General features: G+C 47.2%; 11 protein-coding genes. 8 read left to right on the plus strand and 3 right to left on the minus strand.

The annotated features are described in order from the left end of the window. The first annotated feature begins 165 nt into the window (after positions 1-165). On the plus strand, positions 166-1890 hold the full coding sequence (gene acsA, locus ACFQ3W_RS07490; RefSeq protein WP_379318215.1) for an acetate--CoA ligase: 1725 nt from the start codon (positions 166-168) through the stop codon (positions 1888-1890). A gap of 181 nt (positions 1891-2071) precedes the next feature. Here the strand turns inward: acsA and ACFQ3W_RS07495 are convergent, their stop codons facing one another. Beyond that, positions 2072-5170, minus strand: coding sequence for a transglycosylase domain-containing protein (locus ACFQ3W_RS07495; RefSeq protein WP_379318217.1), 3099 nt, complete (start codon positions 5168-5170; stop codon positions 2072-2074). A gap of 177 nt (positions 5171-5347) precedes the next feature. Between ACFQ3W_RS07495 and ACFQ3W_RS07500 the strand changes: the two genes are divergently transcribed. Beyond that, positions 5348-5494, plus strand: a complete 147-nt coding sequence (locus ACFQ3W_RS07500) for a hypothetical protein (RefSeq protein WP_379318219.1) — start codon at positions 5348-5350, stop codon at positions 5492-5494. Positions 5495-5727: 233 nt separating this feature from the next. Further along, positions 5728-6984 carry a tyrosine--tRNA ligase gene (gene tyrS / locus ACFQ3W_RS07505; protein WP_379318221.1) on the plus strand — a complete coding sequence of 419 codons (1257 nt, stop codon included), beginning with the start codon at positions 5728-5730 and terminating at the stop codon, positions 6982-6984. A gap of 56 nt (positions 6985-7040) precedes the next feature. On the opposite strand, the gene rpsD is transcribed toward tyrS, so the two are convergent. Then, the gene (rpsD, locus tag ACFQ3W_RS07510) at positions 7041-7640 is read right to left on the minus strand and encodes a 30S ribosomal protein S4 (RefSeq protein WP_379318223.1); all 600 of its coding nucleotides are present in this window, start codon (positions 7638-7640) and stop codon (positions 7041-7043) included. 471 nt (positions 7641-8111) lie between these two features. On the opposite strand from rpsD, the gene ACFQ3W_RS07515 reads away from it, so the two are divergent. The 5 genes from ACFQ3W_RS07515 to ACFQ3W_RS07535 all read left to right on the plus strand — a co-directional run bounded on the left by ACFQ3W_RS07515 (position 8112) and on the right by ACFQ3W_RS07535 (position 13189). Continuing rightward, complete coding sequence (locus ACFQ3W_RS07515; protein WP_379318225.1) at positions 8112-10094, plus strand: sensor domain-containing diguanylate cyclase; 1983 nt, start codon at positions 8112-8114, stop codon at positions 10092-10094. A 186-nt stretch (positions 10095-10280) separates the two neighbouring features. Further along, positions 10281-11129 (plus strand): hypothetical protein, encoded by an 849-nt coding sequence (locus ACFQ3W_RS07520; protein ID WP_379318228.1) that lies wholly within the window; start codon positions 10281-10283, stop codon positions 11127-11129. A 147-nt stretch (positions 11130-11276) separates the two neighbouring features. Then, positions 11277-12392 carry an aminopeptidase gene (locus ACFQ3W_RS07525; protein WP_379318230.1) on the plus strand — a complete coding sequence of 372 codons (1116 nt, stop codon included), beginning with the start codon at positions 11277-11279 and terminating at the stop codon, positions 12390-12392. An 81-nt stretch (positions 12393-12473) separates the two neighbouring features. Further along, positions 12474-12719, plus strand: coding sequence for an HPr family phosphocarrier protein (locus ACFQ3W_RS07530; protein ID WP_379318232.1), 246 nt, complete (start codon positions 12474-12476; stop codon positions 12717-12719). 182 nt (positions 12720-12901) lie between these two features. Beyond that, positions 12902-13189, plus strand: a complete 288-nt coding sequence (locus tag ACFQ3W_RS07535; RefSeq protein WP_379318234.1) for a DUF1507 family protein — start codon at positions 12902-12904, stop codon at positions 13187-13189. 159 nt (positions 13190-13348) lie between these two features. Here ACFQ3W_RS07535 and cax read toward each other — a convergent pair whose 3' ends face one another. Next, positions 13349-14419 carry a calcium/proton exchanger gene (gene cax, locus ACFQ3W_RS07540; protein WP_379318236.1) on the minus strand — a complete coding sequence of 357 codons (1071 nt, stop codon included), beginning with the start codon at positions 14417-14419 and terminating at the stop codon, positions 13349-13351. Positions 14420-14556: the final 137 nt, after the last annotated feature.

A 14556-nucleotide genomic window follows, 5' to 3' on the forward strand; every position in this document is an offset into this window, starting at 1 on the left:
GATTATTATCTCTTGAAGACATGGAGTGTGGATTATCGAGATTGGAACGGATGCCTGTCTGCACATCGCGCTCAAAATAGGTTTCACCTTACACCACTATGTATCCGTTTTCATGATTTTTGATCTAGTACAACGGTTGTTACAAAGATGAAGGAGGATGAAACGATGAGTCAACTGCAAGGGGAAGTTATTTCGGCGGGAGCTCCGTCGTCCAACATGAACAACTATGAAGAAGCCTATGAAAATTTTAACTGGAACGACGTAGAAAAGCAGTTTTCTTGGTATGTTACGGGACGGGTGAATTTGGCCTATGAGGCGATCGATCGGCATGTCGATGCTGGCAAGGGGGATCGTGTAGCCCTTCGATTTAGCGATGCGGTACGCGACGAGTCTTATACTTTTGAAGATATGCAGCAATTGACGGGCCGCTTCGCCAATGTGCTACGTAAGTACGGGATTTCCAAAGGGGATCGCGTTTTTGTGTTTATGCCGCGGACACCGGAGCTTTATGTGAGCGTGCTCGGGACGATTAAAGTCGGGGCAGTGGTCGGACCATTGTTCGAAGCGTTTATGGAAACAGCCGTAAAGGATAGGCTCGAAGATAGCGGAGCGGTTGCGCTTGTGACCACCCCATCGCTGCTGACTAGAGTAAGACGCGAGGAGCTGCCGGCGCTCCGAACGATATTTGTAGTCGGGGAAGAGATTCCGGATGAGGCTGGAATCGTTGATCTTAAGCAGGAAATGGATAAGGCTTCGCCAGAAGCCGAAATTGAATGGGTGAATCGGGAGGACGGACTCATCCTGCATTATACCTCCGGTTCAACCGGCAAGCCGAAAGGCGTGTATCATGTTCATAATGCCATGCTGCAGCACTATCACACCGGTAATGTAGTGTTGGACTTGAAGGAAGACGATGTGTACTGGTGTACAGCAGACCCAGGCTGGGTGACAGGTACATCTTACGGAATATTCGCCCCTTGGCTGCATGGGGTTACCAATGTGGTACGCGGGGGACGTTTTAGTCCGGCGGATTGGTATCAGACGATTGAAAAAAATAAAGTAACGATTTGGTATAGCGCACCGACCGCTTTCCGGATGCTGATGGGAGCGGGGCAGGATATGATCCAGCAGTATGATTTGTCCTCGCTCCGGCATATCTTGTCCGTTGGCGAGCCGCTGAATCCGGAAGTCGTGCGTTGGGGAATGAAGGTGTTTAACCACCGGATTCACGATACGTGGTGGATGACGGAAACGGGCGGACAATTGATTTGCAACTACCCATCCATGCCGATCAAGCCCGGCTCTATGGGTAAGCCTGTTCCAGGCATTGAGGCCGCTGTCATTGACGATAACGGAAAAGTCCTGCCGCCTTATCGGATGGGCAATTTGGCGGTTAAGACGCCGTGGCCGTCGATGATGCGGCTGATCTGGAACAATGCTCCGAAATACGAAGAATATTTCCGCATTCCGGGCTGGTATATTTCCGGCGATACTGCTTACGTTGATGAAGACGGGTACTTCTGGTTCCAGGGACGGATCGACGATGTCATTAACTCCTCCGGCGAGCGCATTGGGCCTTTCGAGGTAGAGAGCAAGCTCGTAGAGCATCCAGCTGTCGCAGAAGCTGGCGTCATTGGCAAACCTGATCCGGTTCGCGGAGAAATTATCAAAGCCTTCATCTCCCTGCGGGAAGGCTTCGCTCCATCTGAGGAACTTAAGGCGGAGATCGCGAAGTTCGTGAAGGAAGGGTTGTCCGCTCACGCGGCACCTAGGGAAATCGAGTTTAAGGATAAGCTGCCAAAGACACGTTCCGGTAAAATCATGCGCCGCGTACTGAAAGCTTGGGAACTTAACCTCCCAACAGGGGATTTGTCTACGATTGAGGACTGATATATCTTTATTTCATTAAGAGGGGGCTCGTTCTCCTCTTTTTTGTTTTGCCTTTTTGGCCGAGTACGTTCAGAATAGAACGGCCGTTGTTGCGCATGTGAAATTGCATGTTGGTGAAGCTCATAAAAACAAGAAGGGGTGTATGTTCGGAAACGAACTTACACCCCTTGCTAACAATATTCTATTTTTTATACTCCGCCGGACTAGACGCTTCGGATTCTCCAAGCTCATTGACTGCGGTAATTTTTACCCATACATTGCTTGAGTCAGTTTTGAATGAATAATGGGTATCCCCGGTGGAACCAACTTTTGAGTAGGTGCCGCCTTCGGCATCGGAGACGTAGACGTTATAGCTTGTGACAAGGTCCAGAGCGTCGTTGCCGCTCCAGTTCACCGTAATCTCACTGTCCCCCTTCTTGACGCTTACCTGGCCTGGAGGCGCCGGAAGAGTGCCTGTTGTGCCGTGATCTCCTTGAGTATCGCCGGTACCTATGTTTTTTTGATCGCCTTCCGAACCGTTCGTACCATCCGGCTGTACTGTTCCGCCATGTCCTACAATGGCGCTAGGAGCGGATTCTTTTCCGCTTACATCGACCGCTGTAACATAGTAGGAGGCGCTGCTGGAAGCGCCGGAATCAGTAATCGAAGTAGACTCTCCGGTGAGCGCAGCTTTACCTGTATATTGGTATTTGGTTCCGTCAACGGAGCGATAGAGGCGATAGCCAACCACATCTTTTTCACTGTTCTTATGGAACGAGACCGTAACAGAACTGCCGCCCGACGAGATGCTGACGCTGGTAGGGGCAGATGGCGCCTTGCCGTCATCAACACGCGGATCCGGCTTATATGGAGCATCCTCACCCGCATCTTTTGGCAAATAGTAGCTTAGTGAATTACGTTCACCCCTCATGGAGGCAAAAGCCTTCTCCAATTCCTTAACGAGCTCTGCGATTGGTTTCTCGCGGCGAACAACGACTTTCTCCTTCAACATATCCGATGGTGTGGACTCATTAGGAACATAATTGACGCCGTTGTAGGTTACATACTTGGCGCGAATCAACACATCGTCAGGTTTGGTAGGTACGAATTTGGCGTTGAAAATATCGGTGACTAAGTTGCCAGCTTGGTACGTCAATGAAGTTGGCAGTTTTCCACTATATCCGGAAACTGTCTTCGTGACGATGCCGTTCGGTTTAGTGAATTGTTTTGTGACAAACAGATCTTTTTCATTTTCGGTAACCTCGTTCATCACAAGAGCCCATATTTTACGAGCACGCTTCTTCCCTTCATCCGAAAGTGTGTTGACTGGCTCTTTATAACCGATCCATACGCCAAGCGTCACGTCCGGTGAATACCCCATAAACCACACGTCCGCATAGTTTTGCGTTGTACCTGTTTTGCCAACGACAGGGATCTTTCCGTAATTTCTGAAATCCTTCTTAATCGATTTGCCTGTCCCGTCCTTAATGACAGTGCGCAGCATATCGGTCATTAAATACGCCGTTTGCTCGGAGAAGACGCGTTGCGGCTCTGCCTTATGCTTGTAAACGGCTTTACCTTTCGAGTCCACGATTTTCTCGATCATATAGGCGTCGTTAAATTCCCCGCCATTTGCAATCGAGCTGTATGCATTGGTGAGCTCTTCCACGGTCACCCCGTACTTGAGCCCGCCGAGCACACCGGTTTGTGCGGTGTAATCTTCGTCTTCAATCGTAGTAATTCCAAGTTTTTTGGTGAAGTCCCAAGCCTTATTGATTCCGATAATTTGATTGAACACCTTAAGCGCCGGGATATTGCGGGACTCGTTAAGCGCCGTACGAGCAGTTACCAGGCCTTTATATCCGCCGCTGGAGTTGACCGGGATATGGTATCCCTTCTGATAATCTCGCAAAATAATCGGCGAATCGTCGATGATGCTAGCAGGCTGAATCAGCCCTTCTTCAATCGCCGGCAAATACGCTGCGATCGGCTTCATCGTGGAACCTGGCTGCCGCTTCATTTGCGTCGCATAGTTCATCTGTTCCGTGTAGAAATCACGGCCTTCGATCATGCCCAGAATCGCGCCGGTCCGATTATCGATCATCATAGACGCAACCTGCTCAAGCCCCTTCGTTTTGCTGTAAGGCGAGAAATTGTCTTTGTTATTGGATACCTTGTGCATCGAATTGTAGACTTTTTTATCGATCGTCGTAACAACCTGATATCCACCGGTTAGCAATTCCTGCCGCGCTTCCTCAAGGATTTGCGGGTTTTTGGCCAATTCTTCTTTGGTCATTTTCGGATTGTTTAGCTGCGCGATAACCTGTGCCGCCTGGCGTTCCGTTTCCAGCATTAAATAAGGGAAGGTTTCATAGGCTTTTTTTGTTTTTGGAGCAAGCGAACCTTTGATATCAAAGGCTAGGGCCTCATTGTATTGCGCGCTCGTAATTTTGTTCTCCTCGAGCATCCGCTGCAGCACCAAATGCTGGCGTTTGACCGCCCGATTGAATGCATTTTCGTTAAATTCCCCTTTTCCATTAAAGGCGGAATATGAGGAGGGAAGCTGAGGCAAACCGGCTAAATAGGCCGCTTGGGCGATATTTAGATTTTCCAATTTGGTCACGTTGAATATGCCCTTAGCTGCCGCCTTGATGCCATAAACCTGATATCCATTTGATCCGTTTCCAAAAGGTACTTTGTTTAAGTAGGCCGTTATGATTTCTTCCTTGGACAAAAATCGTTCCAGGCGAAGGGCGAGCAGCATCTCTTTAACCTTGCGGTCATCCGTTCGGTCCAGATTTAGGAAAACGCGCCGAGCAAGCTGCTGGGTCAACGTGCTGCCGCCCGTTTGGACTTCCTCGTGAAGCAGTCGCTGCTTCACCGCACGCAGTGTACCTTTAAAATCAATTCCGATATGTTCCTTGAAATGATTGTCCTCGATTGCGATAACCGCATCGATTACTGATGAGGGTATTTCCTTATAAGTGACGGGGCGTCGGTCTTCTTCCGAGCGAAGCTGCCCAATCGGTGTGCCATCCCGGAAATAGGCGAATCCTGTCATCTCATTATGATTGATTTTCGCTTCAATATCGGCACGTGATCGCACCGGATCGTCTTTGACGATAGAGGATACGTATCCAAATACGGCGCCTCCTGCAAAAAGAACTCCGACGAAACCGATCAGAACGAGCCAGCCCAGTGTTTTCCAGACCCAGCGGCTCTTTTTCCGCTTGTTGGCCGGCTTGTTGCTCCGGGATTTGCGCCCTTCCTTGCCGGAGTTTTTGTCGTTCTCATGAACCATGCATTATCCTCCTTTTAACAGCAACATTATAGCATAAAAAAGGGAATTTGAATGTTTTTTCAGCTTTTTTCGACCTAATACGCGGCGAGGAAGCTGTCGGAATTTTTGTTTGAAGAGCCTCCTTAGGTTCACCGGGGTTTGACTTATAAAATACTTCTGTGATATAAAATATCATAAATGCATATCGACAAAGGCTTAGAGAGACCAAGTAGAGGCGGAATCCCGTCGCTCAGAGAATCGGTGGACGCTGCGAACCGAATGGGCGGATCCTCTTTGAATTACCGTCTGGAGCCGTCCGGGGGAACGCGTAAGTTTCGTCAGTAGTCCGGCACCGGGATGACCGTTATGGAAATGAAGTGAAAACCGTTTTTTAGTTAGCTTTGTGTGATTTTTATGTTTAAATGATTGTAGCACAAATCTAACAGCGGTTTTAATTAGGGTGGTAACGCGAGCAGCTCCTTCTCGTCCCTTGGGATGAGAAGGAGCTTTTTTGCGTTCTGTTTCATAGCTCGGAAGTCGATTGACAAATCCAAATTGAATTAAGGAGGATGTACACCATGAAATGGGAAGAATTAACGGTTCAGCAGCAGGAAGAAGTGGATCGCCAACTGAAAATCATCTCCCGGGGAGTTGTTGAGATTGTACCGGAGGATGAATTAAAGCAGAAGGTGATGAAATCGGTCGTGACCGGCAAACCTCTTAAGGTGAAGCTGGGGCTCGATCCGTCTGCGCCTGACATTCATGTGGGTCACACGGTAGTTATGCAGAAACTGCGTCAGTTTCAAGAGCTAGGTCATCAGGTAAAACTGATCATCGGCGACTTTACGGGACGGATTGGTGATCCGACCGGCAAATCGGAAACTCGCAAACAATTGACAGAAGAAGACGTGCAGCGGAACGCTGAAACGTACCGTCAGCAAATCTTTAAAATACTTGATTCAGAAAAAACACATGTGCATTTCAATTCCGAGTGGCTTGCGCCGATGACTTTTGCCGATGTTGTGAAGCTTTCTGCAAAAGTAACTGTAGCTCGTATGCTTGAACGGGACGATTTCACCAAACGTTATCAGAGTGGGCAGCCGATCAGCATTCATGAGTTTTTCTATCCATTGATGCAAGGGATGGATTCCGTGGCGCTGGAAAGCGATATTGAGCTCGGAGGAACCGACCAGAAGTTCAATTTGCTTATGGGCAGAACGCTGCAAAAAGAATATGGTGTGGACACTCAGGTTGCCATCATGACCCCAATTATTGAAGGGCTGGACGGCGTGCAAAAAATGAGTAAAAGCCTTGGCAACTACATCGGTATTGATGAGGCGCCCAACGAAATCTACGGCAAGGCGATGTCCGTACCGGATGAGCTGATGATGAAATACTATGAGCTCGTCACCGACTTGTCGAACGAGGAACTGGAAGCTCTTACGGAGGGTCTAAAAGCAGGTACTGTACATCCACGTGATGCTAAGATGAAGCTGGCCTACACCCTTGTTCGGATGTACCACGGATCTGAAGCAGCGGATGCGGCGCAGGAGCATTTCGTGACCGTATTCCAGCAGCGGGCGCTGCCAGAGGATATTGAGGAGAAAGAGATCCCTGTTGCCGAGTTGGAAGATGGGCGGAAGATTCGGGTGATCAAACTTCTGACCATACTTGGCTTTGCGTCTTCAAATGGAGAAGCAAAACGCAGTATTCAACAGGGAGCTGTTAAACTAAATGAAGAGAAGCTGACGGATCCGAACGCTGAAGTAGAACTGGCCGGTGGTGAAATTATTCAGGTGGGTAAACGTAAATTCGCTAAGCTCTCGATCAAATAATGCTAAAAGAAAAACGGCCCGAGTCGATATCGACTTGGGCCGTTTGTTTGTGAATATTAGCGGTTGTAGAACTCGACGATTTGCTTTTCGTCGATGTCTTGCGACAGCTCCGAACGTTCAGGCAAGCGAATCAGTTTGCCTTCAAGAGCAGTGTCGTTGAATTCCAGGTAAGCTGGAAGATGTGTACGGTTTTCCAAAGCTTCTTTAACAGAGGAAAGGCCGCGGCTTCTTTCACGCAGGCTGATTACATCGCCAAGGCTTACGAGATAAGAAGGGATGTTCACTTTTTTACCGTTAACGATCACGTGACCGTGGGATACCAACTGACGTGCGCCTGCACGGGAGTTAGCGAAGCCCAGACGGTATACGAGGTTGTCCAAACGAGTTTCAAGCATGAACATGAAGTTTTCGCCGGCGATACCAGGCAATTTTTGCGCTTTTTCAAACAAAGTGCGGAATTGCTTTTCACCCAAGCCGTACATATGACGCAGTTTTTGTTTTTCCATGAGCTGCATGCCATAGTTGCTTACTTTTCTCCGTTGGTTAGGACCATGTTGTCCAGGAGGAAAAGGGCGTTTCAAATCTTTGCCTGTACCGCTAAGGGAAATGCCCAGACGGCGGCTGAGTTTAAATTTAGGACCAGTGTAACGTGCCATTGTATAGGTAGACTCCTTTGTTTTTAAAATTTCGGTGTAGGGTTCTACTTGCGCGGGTTTTGTTTAATGAGCGAAGGATAGATAAGAAAAATACGCTCACTGACAAGAAAGTTCAGCCGCTGTCCTGTCAGCAACAAAAACCGAGAGGGTGCTCGCATGCGTTACGCCCTAATAAAGACTCTATCCAGTCTTTTTCAACAATATATATTATATGAACACTAGGCCTATTGTCAACAAGAGCTTTTGTTTAAAAAAGGAATAATTTGTCGATAGGGCTTTTGTCCTAAAAAAATAGTTCTAAGTGAAGAATTTTTAATGCAAATCAATTTGGAAGATAGTAAAATAAATATAGCATACAGAAGTTCATGAGAACATAACGTCAATAGTGTTTAGATGGCTGGCCTGCAGATCATACCTACACACTCGAACATCGCCGCTTTGTGAGGAGCATGCGGTAAAAGGAGCCTTTAAATGATAAACCAATCCCGGGGGCACCCGACGATGAAGATGAATAATGCTTCTACCCAGCCACTGTTCGAAGATTGGGACATGTATGCGAAGTGGTTGCGTCAGCTTGATATTACAGTCTATGACTATCCTTATATGGAATCGATTATTTTGAATGGCTACGTTGAGTGGTTAAGCCAAATAACGGAACTGCCGGAGCTAAGCGAGGCACGATTTTTCGTAGCAAATCATCAAGGGGAATTGATCGCTACCGACCCGAATGAACCAAATGAAATGCCGGAGGTAGGGGAGTCAGAGCTTCTTGTTGAGACGGTATTGAATTGTATTCTTCGGCTGGATGCGATAGCCATTCCGTTCCCGGGAGGCAGTTATGTGGCTGTTCCTGTCTTTACGCGAACCAAGGGTGAATTGTTTGCCGTTCTAGGCTGTCGTATTCAGGGCTGCGACCATAAAGCGGCTTTGCTTTTGATGAGAACGACAATACTGCATTTTCGGACATGCTTTTATAAAAATTATGAGTCCATCTTTATTTCTGACTTGCTGCTGCTGCAGCAGCAGGCTAAACGTGAAGAACACCGGCGATCGATGCTGTTTGAGGTGGTGCAGAAGCTGCACGATAAGATTGATGTCGATTCCGTTTTGACAGAAATCTTTGAGCTTGTTTCTGGGATGTACCCTGCTGCCAAGCTGGAGCTTCTCATGTCTCAGGATCATTTAAGCCGGGACCCTCGCGTCAAATCTCTGCATCTGCAGGGAAACGAAGAGCATATTTGTGTCAGGGCGTTCATGGAGGATCGCGTGCTGCATAGAGTGCAGCCGGATATGGAAGGTGAAGCGTATCTGGAGCTCGCGGCTCCGTTAAGCGGCAAGCAAGGAGTTTATGGTATTTTCCATTTCGTCATTTTACGCGATCTGATCGATGATGTCGATTTTCAATTGATTGGCATGCTGGCAGATACCGCGGGAACAGCGTTTGAGAACGCCAAACTTTATGAGCAGTCCAACCTGCTGATCAGCGAACTGCGATTAATTAACGAATTGGCCAAGAGACTGAATCAAAGCCTTAGACTGAAGGATGTATTCCAATTTGCTACCGAGGAGCTGCTTTCGATCTTCAAGGCAGAATATTGCAGCATCTCTCAAATAAACAAAGAGAGCGATAGCTTTGAAATCATGTCTTGTAATGTTCCAGGGCTGTCTAAGGAAACATTTCCGAAGGACTACGGATTTAGCGGGCTTGTGTATTCTACTAAAGAGCCGATGATTTTGTCAGATTACAAGGCGCATGGGAAGGTACCTTCCCGGTTGATGGATGATACCAACTCACGCTCTCTTATCGCCGCTCCTTTAATCGTTCGGGGAGAAGTGAACGGCGCTATCATGCTTACACACCGACAGATACGGTTTTTCTCGTACGAGAATTACAAATTGCTTCAGGTACTTGCTTCACATATAGGCCTGGCAATTGCCAACGCATCCTTGCACGCTGAGGTCCGAAGAATGGCTAACAGAGATATGCTGACAGGACTTTATGCCCGTCATTATGTAGATGATGCGATTCAGGAATTTCAGAAGAAGGACGTAAATGGCTCCTTAATTATCGTAGATATTGATCTATTTAAGCAGGTTAACGATACCTATGGTCATCAAACAGGGGATAAAATATTGAAACAGGTCTGTGCGATTGTGAGAAGCTCCATTCGTAAAACGGACATCGCCGCTAGGTGGGGGGGCGAAGAGCTTGCGGTATATCTTCCGGGAGCTGATGCCGACAACGCCTATCAAATTGCAGAGACAATTCGCCTTCGGGTTGCCATGGATACGGACCCAACGGTTACGGTCTCGTGCGGAATTGCAGATTGGGTTCTGGGAGACGATAAGGTCAGCGTCGAGACTTTGTTTTATGAGGCGGATATGGCTTTGTATAAGGCAAAAAACAATGGCCGCAATCAGACGCAAATCGCTGAGAGATGTAAAAGAACATGAGTCCGCTTTTGGACCAGTTAATAAATGTTTGCTAGGAGTGTTTCACTGCCATGTATTTGGCTCGGAGACGCTCCTTTTTGTTTGACGAATAGTTTGCAGGTAACGGAGGTAGGCTACCACTAACGAACTCTTAATAAGTAGCGTTCCTGATACGATTTCATGACGTTAGGCAAGGAGCGGAACTGAATGAACAAGCTGACTTTCAGTTATCAAAAAGCGGTTATAGGGCTATTCGTTTTCATGATCATGATAGCTGTTTCTGCCTGCGGCTTAAGGGAGGAGAAGACTCCCGAGCAATGGTTTAACTTCACCTGGTCCGGGCTTGCAGGGTGCGATTCTTTATCCTTTCAAGGGCTAGCAGCGCTGCAGCGAGGAGATGAGGCTGCTAAGAAGGAAAATATCAGCTATACTGGGCGATTAAACAATCACCGGGAGTTAAGCATACAGACTGTTATACCCCAGAATCCTTCTTCAGGTCGTGTTCGGACCGCTGAGGCGGGGGCCTTTTCCAAATCGAAATTCAAGCTCAGGTGGGAAAGAGGAGGCTGGAGGCTTCAATCAAACGAAAACGATATGATGGTTCGTGGGCTGACGCGGCTTAATCCGCTCCATCAGCTCGAAGAGATCAAAGGTACTTCCAAGACGATTACTGCAGAAAGCGGGGCCGCTCGTGGTACAAAGGTGCTGAGGATTGTGCTTAATCCTAGTGAGGCTACCTTGCGGATGAAAGATCGTCTTCTGGAGGAAATGAGCAGCTTAGGATTCGGGCTGGAGAACAAGCTGCAAAAGGTAGATGCGAGCCGTCAAGATATTGTAGAAAAGGAACTTAACACACTTTGGACTTCAGGAAATGCTAAACTGCAGAAGATGCTGGAGCAAATGAATGCGAATGTGGTCTATCATTTGACGATTGATCGAAAAACAGGGCTTCCTGCTAGATTAACCTCAGAAACGACCGTTGACTATGTAACTTTTCAAGGAGCCTCTAAGCATGAGGTGTTGTACACTGACACGCGGTTTGATGGATACCGTTAACCTCCTATGTCAGGCTGACTTCCCGGGCCCATCGTGATACAATAGAAAAAGAATTAACCATTGTTCAACACGCGGGTTCTTCGAGATCGGATTAGGTTTCCGTCAATGAAGAGAGCCCGCTCATTTTTGAGGAGGCGTTAAGTCAAGATGCGAGATCCTAGAATTCAAAAGCTGGCGGAAAACCTTGTAGGTTACTCCGTCGATGTACAGCCTGGAGAGAACGTGCTGGTTGAAATGATTGGCGACGAACGCGATTTGCTCAAGGCGGTTGTCGAAGAAGTAGGCAAAAAGGGCGGAAACGCTTTTGTGGAGCTTACCGATAAGGCCGTGCAACGTTCTATTCTGAAATATGCAACCCCGGAAGGTATCAAAACCTGGGCTGAATACGATTTGAAACGAATGGAAATGATGGATTGCTACATCGGCATTCGGGCAGGATCTAATGTTAACGATCTGTCTGATGTACCTGAGGAGAAGATGAAGCTGTATAATGCACTGTATTCCCATCCGGTACATAGTGAGCAACGGGTTAAAAGAACGAAATGGGTTGTACTTCGTTATCCAAACCCAAGCATGGCGCAGCTTGCCAACGTCAGCACCGAGGCTTTCGAAGATTTTTACTTCGATGTATGCAACCTTGATTACGCTAAGATGGACCGTGCGCAAGATGCTTTGGCCGATCTGATGAAACGTACGGACAAAGTCCGGATTGCTGGGCCAGGAACCGATTTGACCTTCTCCATCAAAAATATCGGTGCAGAGAAATGCTCCGGGCAGAAAAATATTCCGGATGGTGAAGTATACAGCGCTCCTGTACGCGACTCCGTTAACGGTACGATCAGCTACAATGCAGCTACGCTATACAATGGCGTTACCTTTGAGAACATCAAGTTCCGTTTTGAAAACGGCAAAATTGTAGAAGCTACAAGTAACGATACCAAACGCTTGAATGATATTCTGGATTCCGACGAAGGCGCAAGATATATCGGTGAATTTGCGATTGGCTTCAATCCGTTTATTTTGCACCCGATGAAGGACATTTTGTTTGATGAGAAGATCGCAGGCAGCCTGCATTTTACCCCAGGTCAAGCTTACGAAGATACAGACAACGGAAACCGTTCTTCCATTCACTGGGATTTGGTTTTGATTCAACGTCCTGATTACGGCGGTGGGGAAATTTATTTTGACGATGTGTTGATCCGTAAAGACGGCATATTTGTCCTGCCGGAGCTTGAACCGTTAAATCCAGAAAACCTGAAATAATCACAAAATTTCTTGCTTGGAAAACGGATTCAAGGTATAGTAAAGGTATGTTATTCCAAAGTTAATCACGGAGGGATTCTTATGGCCACGAACAATGAAGCGGTAGTTGAAATTGCCCAAACCGCTGGCAAATTCACTTCTTCCATTGTGCTTCAAGCTGACAACAAGTACATCGATGTAAAAAGTATTCTCGGCCTTTTCACCACACTCGTGAACACGAAAAGCTATGAGCTTCATGTTCATGGACCGGATGCGGATGAAGCTAAAAAAGCGGTTACCGAGGTATTTGCAAAATACGGTCTTGACGTGAAAGTCGTTGCTGAATAATTACATCGGAAGACACTCCTACCTGCATAGGTAGGGGTGTTTTTTAACGTTATAGGGCCTTTTCCAAATATGCCCTCGGGTTGCGGGTTAATTTGCCGGGGTTCTTGTATTGGCTCTCAATTTCGTCTAATATTAAGAATAGAGTAGTTGTGTGACGATATTGGACGTAGGGGGGAAGAAGCATGACTTCATCTGAATTGCAGGAACAACTGAACCTTAAAGCACTTAATCTTCTGAAAGAAGATGCAGATAAAATAGAAAAGCTGATCGAAGTACAGATGGAGAACCTGGCCACACGGTATTGCCCTCTCTATGAGGAAGTTCTGGACACCCAAATGTACGGTTTTTCCAGACAAGTGGATTATGCCGTTCGGATCGGTTTAATTGAGGAACTGGTAGGTAAACAAATTTTGAGCAGACTTGAACGGAATCTGGCATCGCTCTACGAGGCCATGAACAATAGAGAGTAAGGGTCTGATACAAAAAAGGGTGTAAGCTAAGGAAACGAATGCTTCGCCTAAGTGAAAAACAAGCGTATGATCTCGGATTATTTTCCGGGTGCATACGCTTGTTTTGTTGTTGGATTGTTGGACGAGTTCGCCCCTTGCTGCTGTTAAGTGTAGAGTTCCTTATACAAGATAGAAGGATGCGCCAAGGATAGCGTATACTGCGATGAGCAGTAGCCCTTCGTACCAGTTCGTCTGGCCATCTTGTGTAATTGATTTGGCTATAAACACGGATACCCCAATGGCGGCAAGTTCGATAACGGTGAATACGATGTCCATCGGACGGCCGAACAAGTGACTGACGAAAATTAGCACAGGAGCCACGAAGAGGGCAATTTGCAGGCTGCTACCGACGGCGATTTCAACCGCTGCACCAATTTTGTTCTTCATGGCCAGCATAATAGCTGCGCTATGCTCAGCGGCATTACCAACGATCGCCACGACGAAGGCACCGACAAATATTTCGCTTAGTCCGAACTTGGCAGTAAACGTATCGAGCGTATGTACAAGCCATTCACTAACGAAAGCAACCATGACCGTGGCGAGTACAAGATAGAGGATCGAACGACCTTTGGACCAAGCGGGAGCGTGCTCATGGGGAAGCTCTTCTTCTCCGTCCTCAGTAATGTCCGCCAAATAATTCTTGTGGGTGATCATCGAGAAGACAAGCCACAGTAAGTAAGCCACGATGAGAATACCTGCTACGACAAGACTTAGCGAGGTTCTGTCTTCTTCATGCAGCACATGAGTTTGCAGGAAGATCGCTGGAACGAACAGGGCAATAATCGCTACAATCATAAGCGACCCGTTCATGCCGGCAAGTGCAACGTTGTACTTTTGCACCTTGAATTTCAAACCGCCGGCGAATAAGCTAAGGCCTAGTACTAGCAGGAGGTTGCCGATGATGGAGCCGGTGATGCTGGCTTTTACCATGTCAAAGAGGCCCTCTTTGACCAGCAAAATCCCGATGATAAGCTCGGCAGCGTTGCCAAAGGTCGCATTGAGAAAGCCACCCAAACGCTGGCCTGCGTAATGTGCTACACTTTCCGTCGATCTGCCGAGAAATCCGGCGACGAATACAACAGCGATGGCCGAAATGAAAAACTGTAGCGTTGCGGGCCAGTGAGCGTAGTGTCCGATTGCACTGAGCACAAAGAAACCGAACATCAAAGCGGGAGTTACATATTTTTTCATAACACACCTCAGTACGATAAATTTGGACAAACCATGTTGAACAATTTAAAATGATTTAACTAACAACGTGAAGTATTATAAACTAAAATTATTATCAAGGTCTACATTTGCTTTAAAACGACTTACCAATTACAATG

The sequence above is a fragment of the Paenibacillus puldeungensis genome (genome assembly GCF_042678945.1).
Taxonomy (GTDB): Bacteria; Bacillota; Bacilli; order Paenibacillales; family Paenibacillaceae; genus Fontibacillus; species Fontibacillus puldeungensis.

Coding starts and splice junctions, on each gene's coding strand:
- ACFQ3W_RS07515 (WP_379318225.1), top strand. CDS start 8,112: ATGATAAACCAATCCCGGGGGCACCCGACGATGAAGATGAATAATGCT.
- ACFQ3W_RS07535 (WP_379318234.1), top strand. CDS start 12,902: ATGACTTCATCTGAATTGCAGGAACAACTGAACCTTAAAGCACTTAAT.
- tyrS (WP_379318221.1), top strand. CDS start 5,728: ATGAAATGGGAAGAATTAACGGTTCAGCAGCAGGAAGAAGTGGATCGC.
- ACFQ3W_RS07525 (WP_379318230.1), top strand. CDS start 11,277: ATGCGAGATCCTAGAATTCAAAAGCTGGCGGAAAACCTTGTAGGTTAC.
- ACFQ3W_RS07500 (WP_379318219.1), top strand. CDS start 5,348: ATGCATATCGACAAAGGCTTAGAGAGACCAAGTAGAGGCGGAATCCCG.
- acsA (WP_379318215.1), top strand. CDS start 166: ATGAGTCAACTGCAAGGGGAAGTTATTTCGGCGGGAGCTCCGTCGTCC.
- ACFQ3W_RS07495 (WP_379318217.1), bottom strand. CDS start 5,170: ATGGTTCATGAGAACGACAAAAACTCCGGCAAGGAAGGGCGCAAATCC.
- rpsD (WP_379318223.1), bottom strand. CDS start 7,640: ATGGCACGTTACACTGGTCCTAAATTTAAACTCAGCCGCCGTCTGGGC.
- ACFQ3W_RS07520 (WP_379318228.1), top strand. CDS start 10,281: ATGAACAAGCTGACTTTCAGTTATCAAAAAGCGGTTATAGGGCTATTC.
- cax (WP_379318236.1), bottom strand. CDS start 14,419: ATGAAAAAATATGTAACTCCCGCTTTGATGTTCGGTTTCTTTGTGCTC.
- ACFQ3W_RS07530 (WP_379318232.1), top strand. CDS start 12,474: ATGGCCACGAACAATGAAGCGGTAGTTGAAATTGCCCAAACCGCTGGC.